Source organism: Sphingobium sp. BS19 (genome assembly GCF_027925545.1).
GTDB lineage: Bacteria > Pseudomonadota > Alphaproteobacteria > Sphingomonadales > Sphingomonadaceae > Sphingobium.
In genome coordinates this window covers 1-21,874 of sequence record NZ_BSEF01000026.1, presented here as the reverse complement: position 1 = coordinate 21,874, position 21,874 = coordinate 1, and the positions used below count along the sequence as shown (strand labels likewise).

The 21,874-nt window shown below is 59.9% G+C and carries 19 protein-coding genes and 1 tRNA gene; 10 read left to right on the top strand and 10 right to left on the bottom strand.

The annotated features are described in order from the left end of the window. Positions 1 to 20: 20 nt before the first annotated feature. The 3 genes from QMG56_RS20510 to dusB are packed head-to-tail and all read right to left on the bottom strand — an operon-like array spanning position 21 to position 3,639. Positions 21 to 1,475 (bottom strand): sigma-54 dependent transcriptional regulator, encoded by a 1,455-nt coding sequence (locus tag QMG56_RS20510; protein ID WP_281824515.1) that lies wholly within the window; start codon positions 1,473 to 1,475, stop codon positions 21 to 23. Further along, a complete protein-coding gene (locus QMG56_RS20505; RefSeq protein ID WP_230189349.1) occupies positions 1,475 to 2,587 on the bottom strand; it encodes a nitrogen regulation protein NR(II) in 1,113 nt (370 codons plus the stop codon). The genes QMG56_RS20510 and QMG56_RS20505 overlap by 1 nt, the downstream gene beginning before the upstream one ends. Positions 2,588 to 2,589: 2 nt before the next feature. Further along, entirely contained in the window at positions 2,590 to 3,639 is a 1,050-nt protein-coding gene (gene dusB / locus QMG56_RS20500; RefSeq protein ID WP_281824514.1) for a tRNA dihydrouridine synthase DusB, read from the bottom strand. A 96-nt stretch (positions 3,640 to 3,735) separates the two neighbouring features. On the opposite strand from dusB, the gene QMG56_RS20495 reads away from it, so the two are divergent. Both QMG56_RS20495 and QMG56_RS20490 read left to right on the top strand, forming a co-directional pair. Next, on the top strand, positions 3,736 to 4,899 hold the full coding sequence (locus tag QMG56_RS20495) for a bifunctional 2-C-methyl-D-erythritol 4-phosphate cytidylyltransferase/2-C-methyl-D-erythritol 2,4-cyclodiphosphate synthase (RefSeq protein ID WP_375713739.1): 1,164 nt from the start codon (positions 3,736 to 3,738) through the stop codon (positions 4,897 to 4,899). 4 nt (positions 4,900 to 4,903) lie between these two features. Continuing rightward, complete coding sequence (locus QMG56_RS20490; RefSeq protein WP_230189346.1) at positions 4,904 to 5,422, top strand: CinA family protein; 519 nt, start codon at positions 4,904 to 4,906, stop codon at positions 5,420 to 5,422. Here QMG56_RS20490 and QMG56_RS20485 read toward each other — a convergent pair. From QMG56_RS20485 to QMG56_RS20475, 3 genes are all read right to left on the bottom strand, one after another. Continuing rightward, a complete protein-coding gene (locus QMG56_RS20485; protein ID WP_230189345.1) occupies positions 5,368 to 5,844 on the bottom strand; it encodes a type II toxin-antitoxin system RatA family toxin in 477 nt (158 codons plus the stop codon). The two genes, QMG56_RS20490 and QMG56_RS20485, sit on opposite strands and share 55 nt — an antisense overlap. Further along, a complete protein-coding gene (lipA, locus tag QMG56_RS20480; RefSeq protein ID WP_230189344.1) occupies positions 5,831 to 6,772 on the bottom strand; it encodes a lipoyl synthase in 942 nt (313 codons plus the stop codon). The genes QMG56_RS20485 and lipA overlap by 14 nt, the downstream gene beginning before the upstream one ends. An 87-nt stretch (positions 6,773 to 6,859) precedes the next feature. Next, complete coding sequence (locus tag QMG56_RS20475) at positions 6,860 to 8,557, bottom strand: bifunctional diguanylate cyclase/phosphodiesterase (RefSeq protein WP_281824509.1); 1,698 nt, start codon at positions 8,555 to 8,557, stop codon at positions 6,860 to 6,862. A 185-nt stretch (positions 8,558 to 8,742) separates the two neighbouring features. Here QMG56_RS20475 and moaA point away from each other — a divergent pair, with 185 nt between their 5' ends. The 3 genes from moaA (at position 8,743) to QMG56_RS20460 (ending at position 10,680) form a co-directional block, all read left to right on the top strand. Beyond that, positions 8,743 to 9,756 (top strand): GTP 3',8-cyclase MoaA, encoded by a 1,014-nt coding sequence (gene moaA / locus QMG56_RS20470; RefSeq protein ID WP_281824507.1) that lies wholly within the window; start codon positions 8,743 to 8,745, stop codon positions 9,754 to 9,756. A 2-nt stretch (positions 9,757 to 9,758) separates the two neighbouring features. Continuing rightward, entirely contained in the window at positions 9,759 to 10,541 is a 783-nt protein-coding gene (locus tag QMG56_RS20465) for an NAD kinase (RefSeq protein ID WP_230189341.1), read from the top strand. Positions 10,542 to 10,605: 64 nt separating this feature from the next. Next, a tRNA-Asn gene (locus tag QMG56_RS20460) sits at positions 10,606 to 10,680 on the top strand. On the opposite strand, the gene QMG56_RS20455 is transcribed toward QMG56_RS20460, so the two are convergent. Continuing rightward, a complete protein-coding gene (locus QMG56_RS20455; protein WP_281824504.1) occupies positions 10,666 to 12,339 on the bottom strand; it encodes a recombinase family protein in 1,674 nt (557 codons plus the stop codon). The genes QMG56_RS20460 and QMG56_RS20455 overlap by 15 nt on opposite strands. A 348-nt stretch (positions 12,340 to 12,687) precedes the next feature. Then, a complete protein-coding gene (locus tag QMG56_RS20450; protein ID WP_309298593.1) occupies positions 12,688 to 13,311 on the bottom strand; it encodes a lytic transglycosylase domain-containing protein in 624 nt (207 codons plus the stop codon). Between the two features lie 80 nt (positions 13,312 to 13,391). On the opposite strand from QMG56_RS20450, the gene QMG56_RS23550 reads away from it, so the two are divergent. Then, complete coding sequence (locus tag QMG56_RS23550) at positions 13,392 to 13,646, top strand: hypothetical protein (protein ID WP_375713738.1); 255 nt, start codon at positions 13,392 to 13,394, stop codon at positions 13,644 to 13,646. A 660-nt stretch (positions 13,647 to 14,306) separates the two neighbouring features. On the opposite strand, the gene QMG56_RS20440 is transcribed toward QMG56_RS23550, so the two are convergent. Further along, positions 14,307 to 14,885: a hypothetical protein gene (locus QMG56_RS20440; RefSeq protein WP_281824502.1), complete on the bottom strand. Its 579-nt coding sequence runs from the start codon at positions 14,883 to 14,885 to the stop codon at positions 14,307 to 14,309. Positions 14,886 to 15,010: 125 nt separating this feature from the next. Here QMG56_RS20440 and QMG56_RS20435 point away from each other — a divergent pair, with 125 nt between their 5' ends. From QMG56_RS20435 to QMG56_RS20420, 4 genes are all read left to right on the top strand, one after another. Further along, the gene (locus QMG56_RS20435; RefSeq protein ID WP_281824500.1) at positions 15,011 to 15,559 is read left to right on the top strand and encodes an RNA polymerase sigma factor; all 549 of its coding nucleotides are present in this window, start codon (positions 15,011 to 15,013) and stop codon (positions 15,557 to 15,559) included. Continuing rightward, positions 15,552 to 16,613, top strand: coding sequence for a FecR family protein (locus tag QMG56_RS20430; protein ID WP_281824497.1), 1,062 nt, complete (start codon positions 15,552 to 15,554; stop codon positions 16,611 to 16,613). Before QMG56_RS20435 ends, QMG56_RS20430 begins: the two co-directional genes overlap by 8 nt. 172 nt (positions 16,614 to 16,785) lie before the next feature. Then, complete coding sequence (locus QMG56_RS20425) at positions 16,786 to 19,311, top strand: TonB-dependent receptor (protein WP_281824495.1); 2,526 nt, start codon at positions 16,786 to 16,788, stop codon at positions 19,309 to 19,311. Then, complete coding sequence (locus QMG56_RS20420; RefSeq protein ID WP_281824493.1) at positions 19,311 to 21,356, top strand: Atxe2 family lasso peptide isopeptidase; 2,046 nt, start codon at positions 19,311 to 19,313, stop codon at positions 21,354 to 21,356. Before QMG56_RS20425 ends, QMG56_RS20420 begins: the two co-directional genes overlap by 1 nt. A gap of 20 nt (positions 21,357 to 21,376) precedes the next feature. On the opposite strand, the gene QMG56_RS23545 is transcribed toward QMG56_RS20420, so the two are convergent. Then, positions 21,377 to 21,724, bottom strand: coding sequence for an asparagine synthase-related protein (locus QMG56_RS23545; RefSeq protein WP_375713740.1), 348 nt, complete (start codon positions 21,722 to 21,724; stop codon positions 21,377 to 21,379). Positions 21,725 to 21,874 lie beyond the last annotated feature (150 nt).

The following is a 21,874-nucleotide window of genomic DNA, read 5'->3' as shown; positions in this document are numbered from 1 at the left end:
GGGGTGTTTATCGGCGCGCCCTACCGACGAAGTGTGGTCGGATCGATTTTATATTCGTTGAGCTTGGACCGTAATGTGTTGCGATTGATGCCAAGGAGGCTGGCCGCACGAATCTGGTTACAATCGGTACTCAAAAGCGCTTCGCGTAGCAAAACCGGTTCGACCAGCGTCAGCATATCTTCATACAGGTTTTCGCGCATCGCAGTGCCTCCGACCGCCAACTGCGCTCTTGCCCACTCCTGCACGGCATCGCCGACGCGGTCCGCGCCAAACGCGCTCCCGCTGCCTTCGACATCCTGCAATGGCAAACTTAGCCGCAAGATATCCGCTGTGATGACATTCTCTCGTGAAAGTACTGCCAGGCGCTGCATCAGATTCTGAAGCTCGCGGACGTTACCGGGCCAGTGCCAGCTACCCATCAGCATCGCCGCGTCATCCGCCAGGGTCTTTCGGGGCAACCCTTCGCTTGCTGCGCGCTCGAGAAAATGACGGGCCAGAAGGGGAATATCGTCTTTCCTGTCGCGCAATGCCGGGAGCGGAATGGGGACGACGTTCAGCCGATAATAGAGGTCCTCGCGAAAACGGTTTTCGGCGATCAGGCTGGGCAGTTCCTTGTTCGTCGCGGCGATGATTCGGACATTGACTTTTACCTGCGTCGATCCGCCTACGGTGGTGACTTCCCCGGATTGCAAAACCCGCAGCAGCCGGGTTTGCGCCTCCAGCGGCATATCCCCGATTTCGTCCAGAAAAAGCGTGCCGCCATTGGCTTGCTCGAACTTGCCGGCGGTGCGGGCATGCGCGCCGGTGAACGCGCCCTTCTCATAGCCGAACAATTCAGCCTCGATCAGTTCCCGCGGTATCGCCGCCATGTTGATGGCGACGAACGGCTTTGTCCGACGACGACCCAGCTTGTGGATTGCCTCTGCGACGAGTTCCTTGCCCGTGCCAGACTCGCCGAGCACCAATATCGTAAGGTCGTTGGACACAACCTTCGCAATTGTCCGGTACACCTCCTGCATCGCGGCGGATCGGCCCACGAGCGGCAGGCCATCCTGCTCGGGCATTTCGCCATCGCCATCCGCATTGTCGGCAGAATCCTGACGCCGCATGGCCAGCGCATCGGCGACGGCGCGCGTCAACTCGTTAAGGTCGAAGGGCTTGGGCAGATATTCGAACGCCCCCTTTTCGGCAGAGCGCACGGCAGTGTTCAGCGTATTTTGTGCGGACAGGACGATGACGCTGATGGCGGGAATGTCGGCGATGATCGCGCCGACGTCGTCCAGCCCGTTCCCGTCCGGCAGCATCACGTCCGTAATCAGCACGTCGGGCGCGAAAGTTTCGAGGAGCGCGGACCGCTCCTTGATCGACGCGGCGGTTTTGACCTTATGCCCCTGCCGCCTCAAGGCTTCGCCCAAAACGATGCAGATCGCCGGATCGTCATCGACGACCAATACCTTACCCGATACCCCCGACATCAACCCATCCCCATCGGCAGCAAAATCCTGAAAATCGTTTCTTTCGCCTCCTCGTCACGCTGAAACTGGACGAAGCCGTTCATGTCGCGCACCAGCTTGTCGACCAGAGCGAGGCCCAGCCCCTGCCCCGTTCGTTTGCCCGTGATAAAGGGATTGAACAAATGCTCCTGGATATGCTCGGGCACGCCGGGGCCGTTGTCGATCACAAGGATTTCTATGGGCAGCGACGCATTCCCCTTCCCCCCCGGCATCATCACCGACATGCCATGGCGAAAGGCAGTCACTATGCGGATGCGCGGCTTTGGCGTCTGACGCTCGCGATGCTCCAGCGCCTCGGCAGCGTTCTTGAGCAGGTTGATCATGATCTGCACAAGCGCATCGCCATTTACCACCGCAAAAGGCAGCGATGGATCGTATCCCTTGGTGATGACCACATCGCGCGCGAAGCCGGCCATGGCCACTTCGGCTGCGCGATCGATCAGCGGGTAGATATTTTCGGGCCGGCATTCCAGCGGCCGTTCGGTGGTGAAATCCTGCATCCGGTCGATCAGCGCAGCAATGCGGTCAACCTCGTTGCAGATCAGTTGGGTCAGCGCACTGTTGCCGTCGTCTTCGCCCGTGTCGAGCAGTTGCGCGGCGCCTCTGATGCCGGAGAGCGGGTTCTTTATCTCATGCGCGAGAATAGCCGCCGCCCCCATTGCCGAGCGAGTGCCGCCTCCGGTGCGCCGGTGCGCGAGCTTCTGCGCTTCGCTTTTCGCGTGGATCGACACCACCCGCCAGCCCTCATGGTCCGGAATCGGTGCGATCATCAGGTCGACTGCCATAGCGGCCGTGCGCCCCGCGTGAACCTGCACATCATAGGCCGCGAGGGGTTTGTGCGAATTCCAGACGTCGTATCGTCCCTCGACATCGGACATACGGACAGTCCGGGCGATATCGCTCCCGATGATGGCGGAACGTGCCATGTTCAGGAGCGTCTCCGCCCGCACATTGGCGTTGGCGATGCAATTATTCGGCCGAACGACAAGCGTCGCGACGGGGAACGCCGTGACGACATCGTTTAGCGTCGGCTCATCGTCTTGTCTGGCGGGCGGCGCGGGCATATGCGCCATGCTCAGGCGGCTTGGACGAAGGGTGAATCTTCAAAAGCGACAGACTTCTGACCCAATAATGGTTCATAAAACCGCGCCAGCATGTCGATCACCTGTTCGGCGTCCGGCTCCCGATTGACCGCATGACGAAATTCGGCGGAACCGGGTAATCCCTTCGTATACCAGCCGATATGCTTGCGGGCCATATTCACGCCCGTCTCTGTCCCATAATGGTCGAGCATGGCGCGATAGTGATCCAGGATGACGTCATATTGTTCAGCCAGCGATGGGTCTTCGAGTCGTTCGCCCGTTTTCAACCAGTGCATCACCTGCCCGATCAGCCAGGGACGCCCATAGGCACCGCGTCCGATCATGAGACCGTCGGCACCGCTTTGCGCCAAAGCCGTATCCGCATCTTCCAAAGAACAGATGTCGCCATTGACGATAACCGGCAGCGAGACCCCCTCCTTGACCTTCCTGACGAACGCCCAGTCAGCCGATCCCTTGTACATTTGATTGCGGGTGCGTCCGTGAACGGTAATCAGCCGCGCGCCAAGGTCTTCCGCGATGTGCGCAAGTTCGGGCGCGTTGAGGCTGGCATGATCCCAGCCCATGCGCATTTTCACGGTGACAGGAACATCGACGGCTTTCACGGTCGCTTCGATCAACGCCGCAGCCAAGGGCAGATCGCGCATCAATGCGCTGCCGGCGTCGCCATTGACGACCTTCTTTACCGGGCAGCCCATGTTGATATCGATGATGGCAGCACCGCGATCCGCATTCAACTTCGCGGCTTCCGCCATTTCCATGGGCGAACAGCCCGCCAATTGCATCGACACCGGCTCTTCTATCGGATGCCAGGCCGATTTCTGAATGGATTGCCGCGTTTCGCGGATCATCGCCGCCGTCGCGATCATCTCCGTCACGTTCAGGCCGCAGCCGTAGCGACGCACCAAGGTGCGGAAGGGCATATCCGTCACGCCGGTCATCGGCGCCAGAATTACAGGCTCGTCGATTGTGACATTGCCAATGGCAATGGGACCGATGGAAGAAACGGGTGCGCCGGTTTGCATGCTACTGTGCCTAAAAATGAGGCAGTCATGTAGCGGCAATCCGGCCATACGGCAAGCGACTGGCGGAGCGATGCATGCTCCGCTATGCGCGGCGCTATGTCATCTGAAGAAACCGTCGCCATCATCGTTGCCGCTGGGCGGGGCCAGCGTGCAGGTGGTGGCGTGCCGAAGCAATATCGCAAGGTCGCCGGAAAGGCCGTGCTCGCGCATGCCGTCGACGCATTGGCGCAACACCCTGCAATCGAACGCCTAATCATCGTTGTCGGTGCCGGAGAGATCGATACGGCACGCAATATCGTCGGACATAATGACAATTTGTCCGTCACATATGTTGTCGGTGGTGCCAGCCGCCGGGAATCGGTGTGGGCCGGATTACAGGCAGCAACAGGCGCAGATTTCGTGCTCATCCACGATGCCGCTCGACCGTTCCTGCCCTCTGAGGTCATAGACCGGTTGTTGGCCGCGTTCAAAGACGGCGATGCTGCGGTCCCAGTGCTTCCCGTCGTAGATACGCTGGTTCGCGGTGGCGCTGCTCTGGGTGAAGTTGTCGACCGTGAGAACCTGTATCGAGTCCAAACCCCGCAAGCTTTTCGGCTGAGTGCGCTTCATGCGGCCCATGAACATTGGCATGGTATTGCCGAGCCGACGGACGACGCTCAAATGGTGCGCGCGCGCGGACAGGACGTCATGCTGATCGAAGGCGACACCATGCTGGAAAAACTTACGACCCCCGCCGATTTCACACAGGCCGAACGACGGCTCTCAAATGCCTATGGCACGCGATGTGGCATGGGATATGATGTGCATCGCCTGGTTCCGGGCGAAGAGCTCTGGCTCTGCGGCGTTCATGTTCCGCATGACAAGGGGTTGGCCGGGCATAGCGATGCCGATGTCGCGCTTCACGCGCTGGTGGATGCTATGCTGGGCGCTCTCGCGGACGGCGATATCGGCAGCCATTTTCCGCCTTCCGATCCCCAGTGGCGCGGGGTGGCATCCTCCCGCTTCGTCGAATATGCGCGCGATCTGGTCGTCGCGCGGGGTGGGACTATCGGTCATGTGGACGTCACCATCATATGCGAATCCCCTAAAATCGGTCCCCATCGCGAGCAGATGCGTTCCCGTATTGCGGAGATGCTGGCGATTGACATTCGACGTGTCAGCGTAAAAGCGACGACCACCGAACGATTGGGATTTGCCGGACGAGGTGAAGGCATTGCAGCGCAAGCCATTGCAACCTTGTCATTGCCGGAAGTGTTCTGAACCTATGCCTGACACCATATTGCCCCCCGAACTCATCAGCCTGGCGCGCGACGTCATCGCGGCCAACCGGAGCGCCGGACGCACGATTTCCGTCGCAGAAAGTTGCACAGGCGGCCTCGTCTCGGCAGCGCTGACCGAAATTCCCGGATCGTCGGACGTATTCGAAGTTGGCTTCATAACCTATTCGAACGACATGAAGCGCGAGTTGCTGAGTGTTTCGGAGGATGTTCTCGACACCTTCGGCGCGGTGTCGATTGCCGTTGCCTGGGCAATGGCACAGGGCGCGCTCGCGAAATCTCACTCCGACATTGCCGTTGCCATTACCGGGGTAGCGGGACCGGGTGGCGGATCGGAGCAGAAGCCGGTAGGCACCGTCGTCTTTGCCCGCGCGGAAAAGGGCGCGCCGGAAGACCACGCCGTCGCCGACATCCGGCATTTTGAAGATAATGGCCGTGGCGGGGTGCGCCTTCAGGCGGCGTTATGCGCGCTCGAACTGTTGATGCCGGAATCTTCTGCACCATAAAGCGCCGCGGCCCGCGTTTCGAATGCGCCTATCATCTTTCGAAGCGCGCTATCGAATACCTGCCCGGCCAGCGCCTCAAATATGCGGTTTTTGAACGCAAATTCGACTTCGAAGTCGACAAGCACCCCGCCCTGCCCGTCGCTTCTGAAATGCCAGAGGTTGTGCAGATGCTTCAACGGTCCGTCGAGATAATCGACGCGGACTTCTTGCGGATGCTTTTTCACGACCTTGGACGTGAACGTCTCGCGTAGCCCCTTAAAGCCCACGACCATGTCGGCGATCATTTCGGTTTCGCTGTTAGAGCGAACACGTATGGCGCTGACCCATGGCAGAAATTCTTCATAGCGCTGAACATCGGCGACAAGGTCGAACATTTGTTCGGGTGTGTACGGCAGATGCCGCGTTTCCTCATGCCGTGGCATGGCCGTTCCGCTTGGCAAGTTGCGCTTCGCGGGCGGCGCGCATTTCGGCAAAATCCTTGCCCGCGTGATAGCTGGATCGAGTCAATGGGCTAGATGCCACCTGAAGAAACCCCTTCGCCCGCGCGATGGCGGCGTAAGCGTTGAAGCCCGCAGGCGGCACGAACTCGATGACCTTGGCGTGTTTGGGCGTAGGCTGAAGATACTGCCCCATCGTCAGGAAATCGATGTCCGCAGACCGCATGTCATCCATGACCTGATGCACTTCGAGCCGCTGCTCACCCAGCCCCAGCATGATGCCAGATTTGGTGAAAATCGACGGGTCGTGTTTCTTCACCGTTTCGAGCAGGCGCAAGGACGCGTAATAGCGCGCGCCGGGACGGATGGTGGGGTAGAGCCGCGGAACCGTCTCCAGGTTATGATTGTACACGTCCGGTCGCGCCGCGACGATAGATTCGACAGCCGCCTCGTGCTTGTTCCGGAAGTCCGGCGTCAGAATTTCGATGGTGGTATTGGGTGTCGTCCGGCGCAATTCCTGAATAACCTTCACGAACTGCGACGCGCCGCCATCGGGCAGATCGTCGCGGTCCACCGACGTGATAACGATATGCTCCAGCCCCATTTCGGCGGCGGCTTCTGCAAGGTGCATAGGCTCCAGCGGATCGACCTTGCGGGGCATGCCGGTCTTTACATTGCAGAAGGCGCAGGCACGAGTGCACACATCGCCCAGGATCATCACGGTCGCGTGCTTCTTGCTCCAGCATTCGCCGATATTCGGGCATGCGGCCTCTTCGCACACCGTCGCCAGCCCCTTTTCCCGCATGAGGCGTTTCGTCTCGATATAACCGGGACTGATCGGCGCCTTGACGCGGATCCAGTCAGGTTTGCGGGTACGAAGCGCGGCGGAGCCGACAGGTGTAATTTCGTTCATTCAGGTCACATAGCGATCCCAAACGAGTCTTGCCAGTGGGTTGCCACCTTCGCATCGCGCATAAATGGACGGATCGGTGCGTCTGCCTTATCCGGTAACAAGCGCCAACAGGTCTTCACTCGACACCGCACGGGACCGCAGAAACCCCTGATAATAGTCGCACCCTTCGGCGGTCAGGAGGCTGCGCTGCTCGTCGGTTTCTACGCCCTCGGCAATGACCTTCATGCCCAGTGATTTCGCCATATGGATGACACCGCGCACGATGATCCGATCCTTCTCCGACCCAGCAATGTCCTGCGCCAGACCGCTGTCGATCTTCAGATAGTCGAGCGTCAGCGCCTTGAGATAGGCGAGGCTGGAATAGCCCGTGCCGAAATCGTCGATCGCCACAGCAAAGCCCATCGCACGCAAACGATCCAGCAGCGCGGCTGCTTTCATGACGTCCTCGATCAAGCCGCTTTCGGTAATCTCGACGGTCAGGCGTTCACGGGGGAATGCGCTGGAATCCACAATCGAGGAGAATTGCGCGAGAAAGTCCGGCTGGGAAATGTCGGACGCAGTCACATTGATCGACAAGCGAAGATGCCCCAGATCATCGCTCCACGCCGCCGCCTGTTTAAGCGCCTCGGCCTGAATATGTGCCGACAAGGGAAGGAGAAAATCGGATCGCTCCGCCGCGGCAAACAACGCCGCGGCTCCCAAAGCTCCATAATGCGGATGATTCCACCGTGCCAGCGCCTCGACCCCCGTCAACGCATTAGTGCGACAGCTATATTGCGGCTGGAATACTATCTCTATCTCACCGCGGTCCAGCGCCAGCCGCAGGTCGCTTTCCAGGCGATCGGGATCGGCTTCGGCGACTCGCTCCTGCGCGGTGAGGATATGTATCCCCTCCCCGTCCGATTGCTTGGCAGCGGCGAGTGCGGTTCCGGCTCGGCGCAACAGCCGGGTCGCATCGTCGCCGACAAGGCCTTCGGCAATTCCGCACCGGCCCGTCAAACGTATTAGATGATCGCCCGAACTGAACGGCTGTCCAATAGCCGCGATCAGGCTGCGCGCGAGGGAAAGGGGGACATCCGCACCGCTTTTGTCCGCGACGAACCCCACCATATATTCGGTGCCAGCGATGCGCGCTATCAGCGTATCGGCGGCGCCATATCCCTCGACGGCGCGCTCGATGCGGCGCGCGATCCGGCCGAGCAGTGCGTCGCCTGCCGTCTGACCATAGGCCGCATTGACCCGATCGAACGGACCGATGGACAGCAGCAGCACGTAAGGCGCGCCATTTGCGCCGCTCAGTTGCCTTTCGATCCATGTAACGGCCGCCTGCCGATTGGCTAAACCTGTCAAATAATCCCGCTCGTCCCTGGTGCGGCGCTGAACCGGCGATCCTGCCGCTGTCGTCGATGGAGAGGGTGCGCTGCTGCCATTGAGGCGCATCGTCAAGGCGTGGGCCGCTTCCAACGTGGCGCTCACGGCTGCCAGATCGAATGGGGCGCAGAGATAATGCGTGGCACCTAACCCGATGAGTGAAGCGACGGAATCAATCTCCGCGACATCGACAAGAGCGATCAGAGCGCCGCCGCTGGCCTCCACCGGACCCGCCAGCAGTTCTATCAGTCCGCTGTTCCCGCCGCGCACGTCGACAAGGGCAATGGCGGCGTCGCTCGCAAGATATCGACGCTCCGCGCCTTCGCTGCGCCTTGACGAAGCCGCCTTCCATCCCGCGTCGGTCGCGAGCGTGGCAAGCCTATCCCTGTCGCTGTCGGACAGAATGAACAACATGCGCGCATCTTCGCCTTCGACCTTCCGTCGGCGTTCGTGCCTTTCTGCTGCCCTAAGTTCCAAGCACGCCCCCAATATTCTTGCTTCCAGCTTCGCATAGAGGAGAGCGGTTAGCACCGTCTTACCAATGGTGCATCCAATTGCCCGCGCTTGCGCCGGACACTCCCATACCCTAACTAAAGCAGATGCAGGCACTCGAAAAGACAGGCGCGCCTTCGATGACCGATGGCTTTGGCCGTCGGATCGATTACTTGCGTATTTCCGTCACGGATCGCTGCGACCTGCGTTGCCGATATTGCATGGCGGAAAAGATGACCTTCCTGCCCCGCAATGCCATTCTTACGCTGGACGAAATCGGGATAATCGCGGATCGCTTCATCGCGCGCGGGGTTCGCAAAATTCGTCTGAGCGGCGGAGAACCGTTGGTGCGGCGCGATTTTGGCGATCTTGCTCGGCGGATCGGTCGACATATCGGCCACGGGCTGGATGAGCTTACGCTCACAACCAACGGGACGCATCTGGCCGAGCATGCAGAGGCGTTATATGAATCGGGCGTGCGGCGCATAAATGTCAGCCTCGACACGATCGACCCCGAGACCTTTTCTTTCATCACCCGCGGCGGCGATATTACAAAGGTTTTTGCTGGTCTGTCGGCGGCACGCGACGCCGGACTGGCAGTCAAGATCAATATGGTCGCTCTTAAAGACCTGAACGACGACTCATTTTTGCCGATGCTGGAATGGTGCAACGCGCACGGGCACGATCTGACGCTGATTGAAACCATGCCGCTGGGCGAGATAGACGAAGACAGGGTCGACCGTTTTCTGCCGCTATCCTACGCTCTCCAGAAAATTCGTGCGGAATATGACGTAAGTCCTATTCCCTATCGCACGGGCGGGCCTGCACGCTATTTTTCCATTGAAGGGATGCAGGTCCGATTGGGCCTGATCACCCCGCTGACCGAGAATTTCTGTGCAGGATGCAACCGGATGCGGCTGACCTGCCAAGGCAGAATTTACATGTGCCTGGGGCATGAAGATCATATCGATCTGAAAGCCGCGTTTCGTGAAGGCGGCGTTGACGCCATTGACGGATTGCTGGATCGCGCCCTGGCCTCCAAGCCGCTTGCCCATGATTTTCGTATCGGGACCGATAGCTCGGCTTCGACCGCAAGGCATATGAGCGTCACAGGCGGTTAAACATGTCAAATGCGAACGAACCTCGACGTGCATTGCTTGCCTCGCCTACGGAAGGCGCGCGCGTTGCCGAAGATCGCCTGCGTTCGAGCTATGATTTCGTGCCGCTGGATCAGGCCGACATGGTCGTGGCTTTGGGTGGCGACGGCTTCATGCTGCAAACCCTGCATGCGATGCTGGAAGCCAGACGCATACTGCCGGTCTTCGGCATGAACCTGGGCACTGTTGGCTTTTTGATGAATGAGTGGCGGCTCGAGCGGCTCGATCACCGACTGAATACCGCAAAGGCGTTCAAGGTAAATCCGCTGCGAATGACGGTCGATACCATCGACGGCGAGCAATTTTCGATTCCCGCGATCAACGAAGTATCCCTGCTGCGCGAAACCCGCCAGACCGCGAAGCTGGAGGTGGAAGTCAACGGTCGAGTCGTGCTTCCCGAGCTGGTTTGCGATGGCGTATTGGTGGCCACGCCGGCAGGTTCCACGGCCTATAACTTGTCGGCCCACGGACCGATCCTGCCTTTGGGGTCCGCCCTGGTGGCGCTGACACCCATCAGCCCGTTTCGCCCGCGCCGGTGGCGTGGCGCGATCCTGCCTGAAAACACATCCGTAAGCTTCAAGGTGCTGGATCCGGTCAAACGCCCGGTCAGTGCCGTGGCCGATCAGCGTGAAGTGCGCGATGTTGCGCGCGTCGAGGTCAAGATCGACCGGACGACACCCCTTACATTGCTGTTCGATCCGGAACACACGCTGGACGATCGCATCGCTGCCGAACAATTTATCGCATAACGCCCTTGCCAGACGCAAAAAGCCGCTGCTATAGGCGTGGCCTGCCCGGTGAGAGCCGGGCTGCTCCCTGATAGCTCAGCGGTAGAGTAGGTGACTGTTAATCACTTGGTCGTAGGTTCGAATCCTACTCAGGGAGCCAACTTGAAACTCCAGAGCCTCCCGACCCCGTCGGGGGCTCGGCGGGCGGTGTTCCAGACACAATTCTCTCAAGCATATCAAACGGTTCGCGGAAGGTGACCGTCAGCTGGCCGTTTGCCCACGTGCTGTTCAAAACCAACAGATTCAAAGCGATGTTTTTGCCGCTTTGTGACTGTAGGTTGAAGGTTGAGTGAGCCTTCCGAGCGAGATTCAGCAGCGCGATGCCATCGTCGACGAAAGCGTCTTCGGCATTGTGGAGGGCATCTAGTCGCCGTAGACAGGCCGCCCGCTCTTCGCGCCACGTCGCTGCCATTCGATCATGCATGTCGCTCGATATCCGACCGTCAAGATGATCGACATAAAGAGTGTCCAGGCGGTGCTGTAGCCGATCGGCGTCTGCTCGCAGCCGGGCAATCGCCTCGACCCGCTCCCTGCTCTTATCTGAGTGAGATTCGCGAATCGCCCGCTCGATGAGCGAGAAGACCTCGTCATCCATGTGCAAACGGGCGAGTTGCTCCGAAAATGCCTTTGCTAAGGCTTCCTCTCGGACGTACTTCTCCGGGCATTTCTGCTTGAATCCGGAGCAGTGGTAATAAACGTAGCGGCCACGCTGCATCTGAGCCACGACCGCACACCCACAGTGTCCGCACGTGATGAGGCCCGTGAAGGCAAATCGTAATGGCTCGGCACGAACATTGCTCGCGCTACGACCGTCCAGAACCTCTTGGACGTTCTCCCATGTCTCACGGGTTATGATCGGCTCATGGGTCCCCTGAAAAAGGCGTCCTGCCCACTCAAAGGCACCTGCGTAGAGCCGGTTCCGAAGCATGTAGTGAATCGTGCTGATTCCGACCGGTCGTTGGCTGCGACGATAGCGGAGGCCGGCAGCTCTCGCTTTTTGTGTAACGTCCTTCAGAGCATAGTCGCCAGTCTCGAACCATTCGAAGACGCGGGTAACGATGGGTGCGAGGTCGGGGTCAGGAACGATAATTTTCTTCCCAAGAGGCCCGACGACGTTGAGATAACCCAAAGGCGCCTGAGAGGGCCAGATGCCCTGCTTCGCCTTCTCCAGCATGCCCTTGCGGGCCTCTTCGGACAAATTGTCCACATAGTTCTTGGCCATGAGAACCTTGATCCCATGCATGAACTTTTCCGATGAGCGCGAATCCCGAGAGAGGACCGTTCCTTCCTTGACAAGATGGAGCTCGATGTCGAACCCATCAAGCGTTACCCAGTCTTTGATGTTGCGATAGAGCCTGTCCGTCTTTTCCACCAGCAGGTGTCGGACGCCTGGATGCCCGCGAAGATATTTGAGCATCGCCTCAAACTGAGTCCGACCAGTTTTTTTAGCGGTTTCAACGTCGACGTATTGCTCGACGATGAGGAGACCCAAGCGCTCGGCGTATTCACGCACTAGAGCCACCTGGGCGTCGATCGAGAAGCCTTCCTTTTCCTGCTCAGCGGTAGATACGCGAGCATAGAGGACAGCCTTCTCGGCTCCGGCGGGGCGTCCCCGACCCGTTTGCTGCGCTTTGGGTTTACGTGGGCGTGCCATTTTCTCGATCCTACCAAACGCCTCCCCATCCCCCCTTCCCTCCACTAAACGGCGAAGGACATAACTAAGTGGGTGGCGATCGACGTGACTGTCTTCGCTTTTCATAATCGGATTTCCGAGGCCGTCCACGGGGTTTGCCCGGAGGATTCTTTTCGTGGATCGCTGCGGTCGGATCAACGGCGGACACCTCCCATTGGACGAGCATCCAGACATAATCGGCGAGATTGCCTAGCATGTTTCTGGCCTCGTTTTCGGAGACTTGCCGTTGCATTCTCTGCTCGAAGAGCGCCTGAGCATCGAGAACTAACTGCCGCGACAGCGCGCCTCTCCTGATCGTCCAACGGTCCTCTCTGCCGGACGGTTCATCCACGAAAGGCACGCGCACCGTCTCGCCTACCTCATCGGAGACAGGTTTCACCTCGCCGTAGGTAGTGGAATCGAGCCTGGTTCGCCTCATTGCTTCACCGACGAGCGGTCAGCGCCAAAGACGCGGCTACCGAAGCGATTCGCCAGATGGCGCGATACGGCGGCGGCATATCTTCGTTGTCGCCAAGCCGTTGGACTATGATAGACGCCGACCGCTTTCCAATAGTCGCGTGTTACGGTCAGGCCGTTGAGGAAGATCCATCTCGCCGCTTGCACGTTGAAACATGGATCGTGAATCAGCCAAGCGCGCACCTCGGCGGGCGGGCGACCCACAGCATTAGCGAGCTTCGGCACCCAGAAGCTGTTGACCTGAAGTGGGCCGAGATCATGCGTGCCGTTGGTGTTGGCGATCTCGGCACCCATCCAGCCTGCCTCTTGGTCGCGCAGACCCCATAAGGTTTTTTCAAGCCAAGCACGGCCGCCTGATGCCTGCCGAATGCAGTCACCTATGCGAGCCTCGTGAGTAGCCGGCACCACAGGCCGCGCGTTCGCCCCCGCTGGCGCTACAAACAGGACGAGCAGCGTCAGAAGCCGGCGGGGATGTCTGGCGCTAGCGATCATGGCCGCCCCCGTGATCTTGGGTCGGAGCCTGGGCAGGTTCAGGCGCCGATTGCGGCGCGCGCGCAGCGGAGCGCCCTCCTTCCCGGTCATCGTTTTGAGCGGGACTTCGTTCGAGCAGCGAGACAATCCATCGATCCAGAATGGACGCTGCGGATTGAGCACGGCTGGCGATGCGTTCGGCTAGCCTTGAGCTCGGTCGCGAGGTCGTCCGTTCCGGCCTCGCGGGTGTCGCACCCGCCGAAGCATTTGAAGAGCAAGGCATGGTCGCCGACCCTGACGGAGAGACTCGGGCTTCGATCGGCATGGGCCGGGCACAGGCACATGGCGCCGCCAGGCTTCCAGACGCCGCCGAGGCGTTTGACGATATCCGAGCCGATGGCCTCCAGTTCGGGGTTTTGGTTGGTGGTGAGGCGAGCCATAGGTAATTCCGGATGGTTGGTGCGACGTATCCAGTCTGACGCTCGCTGCGTGGGCAGACCGAAGCGCGATGGACGGGCAATGTCGGGCGGGGATGGGCAACAGCGCGACCTGGGCGGTCACATAGCGGCCCACCTGCCCTTCTCCCCTTCCACTCCGGGGCAGGTCTCGTTTCGTAAGAGCGGCCTTGAGGCGTTTCGGCTCCGGGTAGCGCGACCGCCTTCTCCGGCGGCTTTGCGGCGAAGTGGGGGTCTCGCGCGCAAGTCCGGGCGCTCGGTCCGTTTCGGATGAAGCCGGATCGGTGGCGATCTGAGAGGGCGATCGGATGGGCCTAGCCTGCTGAAGCACGCGCACGCCATTGCGTAGTCGCGGTGCTAATCTGCAGTCTAGCCAAGAAAAAAGGAGGAACGAGCGCGTTTGCCGACGAACTTGTGGTACCAAGATGGGCAAGATCGGTTCGTCTCAGGGTCTTAGCGGTGTGCGGGAAAATAAAGGCACCTTGCTGATGTATTTGTGGTGCTAATAAGATCCAAACTGGCATTAAGCATTCTGAACGGCATTTGCAGACAAGAACTTACAATATTGCGCGCTGTAAACTGAGATTGTCCTTGCATGAGAAAGGAGCGCTCCATGCCCACTCGCAGGATAATCGAGCCCGTCATATCGGGTCAGCGCGGTAATATGAAGCTAGAGTCCGGGAAATGATGGAGGGCCCGACGATCACGACGACGGTCGATCGGTGCCTCATGGTCGGGTTCACCGAGCATGTTCAGCGATTGCGAGCCAATGAGTTCGGCCGCGATCTTTTCGGCATACCAGCGTTTGAGATGCTGCTCGACCTCTACATGAACCGAGGTGGCAGGCCGCGCTCGCTGACGTCTTTGACGGCGGCGTCGAGTGCGTCGGAGCGGAACTCGCAGCGCATCGTCCACCGCATGGCCAGGCGCGGATTGGTCGATCTGCAGCGGGACCCGTCCGATGGCCGGAGGATCATCGTGCAGCTGAGCCCCGAGGCGTGTGAGTTGCTTGATCGCTTCTTCGATCAGATGGTTCAGCTCGTCGCCAGATTCCCGGCGCGCGACTGCAGCGGAAGTGAAGGGTCGACGCCCGCTCCTGACAGATAATTGCGCGTCGGATCGTACCTTGCACGCGTCTGAAAAAAGTTGCACAATTTGCGGGCAGTGCGGGAAGCGGCTGGGGACCGCCTGCAGGATAAACCTTCCAGGCATGGCAAAGCGCCCATCCATGACGGTTGGGCGCACGCATTGGACTCTATTGCCCGCCACCCTCGGGTGGTCTTGTCATGCTGTCTTCTTTGCTGTTTCATCCGTGGCCCACGGGGTCCTTCGACGTACGATCGTGTACCTGAGCCATGTATCGGCCCCGGGAGGACGAAGGGAGCTGCGCCCGTGCGGCCGCGGCATATGACGATCGAGAGTTTGAAGCCGTCTACCGGAAGGAGGCGCCCAGGCTGCTTGCCTATCTCAGGCGGCGTATCTGGCTCGAGGATGACAGGTGCGACATGGTGCAGGAGGCCTTTACGAGGCTGGTCGCGTCGCGATCGCCGGCCGCGTGGAGCAATCCTGGCGCCTATCTGCACGGGATCGTCCGCCATCTGCTTGCGGATCGCGTACGGGCCTGGGCAAGGAGCAAAACGGTCGGGTCAGAGGACTATTCGCTCAGCGGAGAGGTGCGTGGGCCGGACACCGAGGCGGAAATAAACGACATGCGGGAACGGTATCGGATTGCGATTGACGCGCTACCGCCAAGGACGAAAGAGGTATACTTGTTACATCGCGCAGAAGATCTTGGATATAAGCAGATAGCTGAGCAACTCGACATCAGTATCCGGACCGTGGAATGGCATGTGGCGGAGGCCATCGTTCGCATTGGCAAGAGCATCGGCGGTGCCCATGGGTGAGGACGAAATGCCCGAAGAGCTGCAGCCCAAGGGTCAGCTGATGCGCGAGGCGTCGTTGTGGTTTGCGCGCATGAGGGGGCCGGACGCTGAGTCGTATCGGGCTGAGTTCGAACATTGGCTGGCGCTCGGCGCGTCGCATCGCGGGGCGTATAATTATGCGGGCGAAATTTTCGCGATGGGTCGTTTCCTGGCGGCGGAGGAGGACGCCGCGCAGGGCGAAGCCAACGATAACGAGAATACCGGGTACCGATGGAAGTGGGTGGCCCTTGCCGCGAGCCTGTTGATAGTGGTTGGGGTCGGCGGCTGGTTTACGGGCTTTCCGCTTAGTGGCGGAAAAGACGCTGCGGTGCAGTCGGCGAGTCCGGTCAACGGCGCGATCGTGAATGAGCGCTATGCCGCGGCTTCGGGTTCGCGCAAATCCGTGAGGTTGGTCGATGGCTCGGTGATCGAACTGGAGGCCGGCAGCGAGGTTGTCGCCAGTTTCGGGCCGGCCCGACGCGAGGTCCGTCTCGAACGGGGCCGGGCGCGTTTCGATGTCGCACATGATGGCAGGCCGTTCGTGGTTCTGGCCGGCGGGGGAATCGTGACTGCCCGGGGGACGGTGTTCGACGTCATTCTCGGCAAGGATCACCGGGTCACGGTTCGGCTTTTGCAAGGTGCCGTCGACGTGGAGCGGCCGGTCGGGGTCAAGGGCTCGACCGGTCCTGTGGCCGTTGCGCGGCTCGAGCCGGGAGAGGTGTTGAGTTTCGCGGTGGCCACTACGGCTGTGTTGCCCAAAACCACGGGGAAGGCTGAGCTTCAGCAGATCGCGCCGAACCCTGAGTTGCCGCTGGTGCGGGAATATGAGCGGACGCCGCTGTCGGCCGTGATCGCCGAAGCCAATAGGGATTCCTCGACGTCGATCCGGCTTGCCGATCCGAGCATCGGGGCATTGCGGGTCAGTGGCCGTTTCCGCGTGGACGATGCCGACCAGGTCGCGGACCGGCTTGCGACGCTGTTCGACCTTGAGGTCGAGAAGACGAAGCCGAACGAGATCACGCTCCGGCAGCGCTAGCCGAAATTTTTTCCCCCGCCCTTCCCCGTAGATTTCAGTTTTGTTGCGATGCTCCCTGAAAATCTCGCCAAATTGTCGGGAATCCTGAAAGGGGGCAGTAATGGGTGCAAGGCGGTCTCGGTTTCGGTGTGCGCTTCTCGCGGCGGCGGCGATCGGCTTTTTGGGGTCGGGCGTGGCCGTTCTCGCCCAGGAAACGCCTCGGATCGAGTATAATATCGAGGCCAGTGATCTGGGCGAGGCGCTCAAGGCCGTGAGCCGCCTTTCGGGGAAGGAGATCATCTTCAATTCGCAGGCCGTGCTCGGACGGAGCGCGCCCCGCCTGCGCGGCATCTACAGTGCGGATGAGGCCGTCCGGGTCCTTCTCATAGGAACCGGCTTGACAGCCCAGTACCGGAAGGATGTCGTCATCATCCGGGGGCGATCGGGGCCGCCGAGCCCCGTAGCCAGTCGCTCGGCGGACGATGGGGAGATCGTCGTTACGGGAAGCCACATTCGTGGTAGCGAGGGGACCTCGCCGATCGTCGTCGTCACCAAGAGCGCAATCGAGAAGCGCGGCATAAGCGATCTAGGGAGCTTCGCCCGCAGCCTCGTCCAGAACTATTCAGGGGGTCAAAATCCGGGGGTGGCCGCCGGGGGACAAGGCGGCTCCGAGAATGTGACCTCCTCGTCAGCGCTGAATTTGAGGGGTCTGGGTCCCGACGCCACGCTGACTCTCTTTAACGGCCACCGCGTGGCATATGACGCTATCAGCCAAGGTGTCGATATTTCGGCGATACCGCTTGCCGCGGTCGAGCGGGTCGAAGTGGTGACCGATGGATCGTCGGCCCTCTACGGATCAGACGCCGTTGGCGGCGTCGCGAACGTCATTCTGCGTCGCGACTATGACGGGGCGACGATATCGGCGCGGGCGGGAGGCGCTACCGACGGCGGCGACTTTGAGCGGCAGTACGACGTCGTAACGGGGAGACGATGGGAGACAGGTGGCTTCATGGCTGCCCTCAACTATCGTCACGCCACGCCCATTCGCGCCGGAGATCGTTCTTACACCCAGTCGAACCATCCCTCCGAAACGCTGCAGGCGGGTATGACGCAATACAGCCTCGCGGTCGCGGGTCATCAGCGTATTTCCGACGGCGTCAGCCTCGAACTGGATGGCCAGTATAGCAAGCGCGACAGCGCTTTGTGCGTAAACTACACCGCCACGGACGGCTGTCGTGCCTCGGGTTCCGACATCGACGTGGACACACAGTCTTGGACTATCGCTCCAACGCTCAAGGTCGCAGTCGGCACGTCGTGGGAATTACGGCTGGGAGCAGTCATTGGCGAAAGCCGCGTCAATCAGAACGCGGACGTCTCCTTCGATGGAACACTTTTACTGACCCAGAAGGGGATCTACACAAATCGCATTCGCTCCCTTGAGATAGGGGCAGAAGGACCATTGTTTCAACTCCCCGGCGGGGACGCTCGCCTTGCGGTCGGCGGAGGCGTCCGGGACACAAAGTTCATTATCGATGTCGTGACTATCGAAGGCGGCAGGACCGATCCAGCGCTCGCCTTCAAGAGGAGCCGACCAGTATATTATGGCTTCGGTGAGGTCTCGCTGCCGATCATTTCGTCTTCCAATGACATATCGTTTGTAGATCGCCTGAGCCTGAATGCCGCCATTCGCTATGAAGATGTCGGAAAAATCGGCGACGTCGCGACCCCAAAGCTGGGGCTTGTATACTCCCCCGCCCAAGACATCGCGTTCAAGTTCAGTTGGGGAAAGTCATTCAAAGCACCCACCCTCTATCAGTCCGGACAGCCCAGGCAGGGCGCTTCTCAGGTTGGCGCAACTTTCTTCTTGCCGCCAAGCCCTGTGCCCGGGGCCGTGCTCTATCTCATCGGTGGAAATTCAGAGCTGAAACCTGAGCGGGCGTCGAACTGGACCGCCACAACGACATTGACCCCGAGCTTCGTCGAAGGGCTGACGGTCGATGTGAGCTACTTCCGGATCAAATACAGGGATCGCGCTGTCTCGCCCATCCCTCTTAACTCCCTGGCTTTCTCTCCGATCTACAGCGCTTATGTCACTTTGAATCCCACGCGCGATCAAGTCTTGGCGGCTTTGTCGGGCCTGTCTGCCGTCTTTGACCAGGGAGGGGGCGACCCGAGAACAACGAACGTGGGCGCCATCGTCACCAATTATCTCCAGAACGCCGCCCGTCAAAAAATCGAGGGTGTCGATATCGCAATCGATTACGCCTTCGACCTGAGCGAGAGCGATCATTTTCATTTAACGGGTGCCGCAAGCTACCTGAAAAGCAGGCAGCAGCTTACGGCCGATCAGCCCACCGTCCAACTCGCGGGGATTCTCTTCAGGCAGCCTCACTGGCGAGCGTCGTCGACGCTTGAGTGGCAGCGGGATCGCTTCTCGCTGTCTGGCGTGCTGTCCTATATCGGCGGTTCGCTCGATAATCGCGTTGAGCCATTCGACCGTGTTGGCTCTTTCAAGACGGTTGATCTCGTCGCACGTTTCGAGACCGCAAAGACGGGTGGTCCGTTCGCGAATATGACGTTTCTCGCTTCTGCCCTCAATATTTTCAACGAGAAGCCCCCTTACATCCGCACGATCAGCCCCGTTGGCTACAATTATGATTCAAATAACTCCCCGAGCGTCGGGCGCTTCCTAAGTCTATCGGTTGCCAAGAGCTTCTGATGCGCATCCTCGTTTTGGGGCGCGCGGCTACGCTAGCGCTTCTGTGCGCTTGCCCGCCGTCCATCAGGGCGGAAGGACAGAGCGCGACGACAGCAGCACCCTCGTTGGATAAGCCGAAGTCTCTCACGGCAGAAGATCTCGTTCGGCTCACAGATATCGGCCCAGCTTACCCTGAACCTGGGCAGAGTGTGTTCAGCGTGGCGCCGGGGGGAAAGAAGATCGCCTTTCAGGTCAGAAGAGCAGATCCGGCTTCGAACCGATATGATGTCGCCGTTCTAGTCGTTGATGTAGATGGCGGCAGCCAGCCAATGACGATCGATCCAGGCGGAGAGTTCATACCGCAGATCGTCCAGGGCATCGGAGGGGCCACCGTAAGCACTGGCTACGCGGCCGCGATCCCGATCGTCTGGTCCAATGACGGAAGACGGATCTACTATCTGAAAAAATTGGATGGGATAGTCCAGGTTTGGCGCGGATCGCTGGACGGCCGCGCCAGCGAGCGCCTGACTTCAGAAGCGAGGGACGTAAAGGATTTTGTCGTGTCTTCCGACGGGAAGCGGGTCGTTTACTCCACCAGCGCCCCCGATCTGATCAAGGAAAGGCTTCGACGCGAAGAGTCCCTCAGGGGATACCGGTATGATGAGCGGTTTATACCGCTGTTTACCAGCGGGCCCGACGCGTTCCCGACCGACACGATTTCGATTCGAAGCGTCGATCTTGAAACGGGAGCGGCAGATCGTGCGTCGGCAGATGATGTAGCGTCGCTTCTTGCCAAGGGCACCGTCAGCAATTCGCCGGAGGCTACGCCCGCGCAGGGGCGCGTAGCGTCTGCGCGTTCGGAGGCCAAGCCCGGGCGCACAGAACCAGCGGAAATTATTGTAAGCGGTCCAGGCCGACAAGCTACCCTTTGCGCCGATACCCGCTGCAGCGGGGCGATGCTTATGTGGTGGGTGGGTAGTGGCCGTCGCTTGCGCTATATTCGCCGGGAAGGTTGGGGCCGTGACGAGACAGCTATCTATGAATGGCAGCCCGGTCGAACACCGCCGAAACGCCTATATGTCACCACGGACTTGCTCGTGGGTTGCCAGCCTATCGAAGATAATCTCCTGTGTGCCCGCGAGCAATCTCGCGCGCCGCGGCATCTCGTTTTGCTCGATCCCGCCGGCGGGGTCGTCAGGGTCGTCTATGATCCCAACCCGGACTTCAGCAGACTCGCGCTTGGTGGAGTCGAACGTCTGAGATGGCGTAACGATTTCGGCATCGAGACCTTTGGCGACCTGGTATATCCCACAGGCTATGAACGCGGCCGCGCCTACCCACTGATCGTCGTTCAATACACGTCCCGTGGGTTTCTGCGGGGCGGCGTCGGTGATGAATTTCCAATTCAGGCATTTGCCAACAGAGGCTACGCGGTGCTCAGCATACAGCGGCCTGACGGGCGCAACCTTGTGCCGTTATCAATGACGACGGCGGAGTATGAGCGCGAGCTGATTTCCGGATTCAAGGACCGGCGCAGCGTGCTGTCGTCGATAGAATTCGCAGTACGGCTTTTGGTGAACCGGGGTATCGTCGACCCTGACAGGGTCGGGATTACAGGCCTTAGCGACGGATCGTCGACGGTCCAGTTTGCAGCGGTCAACAGCAAGACGTTCAAGGCCGCGTCGGTAAGCGGTTGCTGCTGGGAACCGTTCCAGGACGCCTTTATCGGCCCCGGTGCTGCGAAGGCGTTTCACGAGATTGGTTGGCCGCGCCTGGTCGACTATGATGAGGAATTCTGGTCGCACATATCGCTCATTCACAATGCAAGGCGGATGTCGATGCCGCTACTGATGCAGCAGTCGGACGACGAGTTCCGCGCCGCTATTGCCAGCTACACCGCGATGAAGCAGGCGGGACAACCGGTTTCACTTTTCGTTTTTCCCGGCGAGCATCATGTAAAGTGGCAACCTTCCCACCGTCTGGCTGCCTATGAACGCAATTTGCGGTGGTTTGATTACTGGCTCAAAGGCGTCGGGAGCGCAGAGGAGTGGGGACTCGACAACTGACGGCGTCTAGCCGCTCGTGCCTATTCTGGGAGGCCGGTTCGTATTTCATCTCTCGCTCTCCAATGATCAACCCACGCTTCGGTGTCGACGAACATGAGCAATCTCATGATCTCCGCGCCAGTGGTTTGATGGCTCGGTCGTAAAGCGCGCTCTATTGTGGTCCGTTCGATAATGCCATTGGTTGCCAAGAAACCCTCGAGCAGCCTCTCCCTGATCTCGTCGCGACGTTGCTCGAATATCTCGAACATGAACCCTTGTGGGCTTCCCTTCACTCTCCGCTCGAGGACAGATGCCGGGAGCAACTGTTGGAATGCCTTCCGCGCAACAGCCCTGTCGTAACCACCCTCGCATTGGTGCCATGTCGGTATTCGAAGACAGAGTGGACTTGTAACGGATTTGCGCCGGTCACCTGAGCGATTAGAGCTCGCAACAGGAGACCGACGAGATGATCAAGCATACAGAAGAGTTCAAGCAGGAGGCGGTGCGGATTGCGCTGACCAGCGGATTGCCTCGCGACC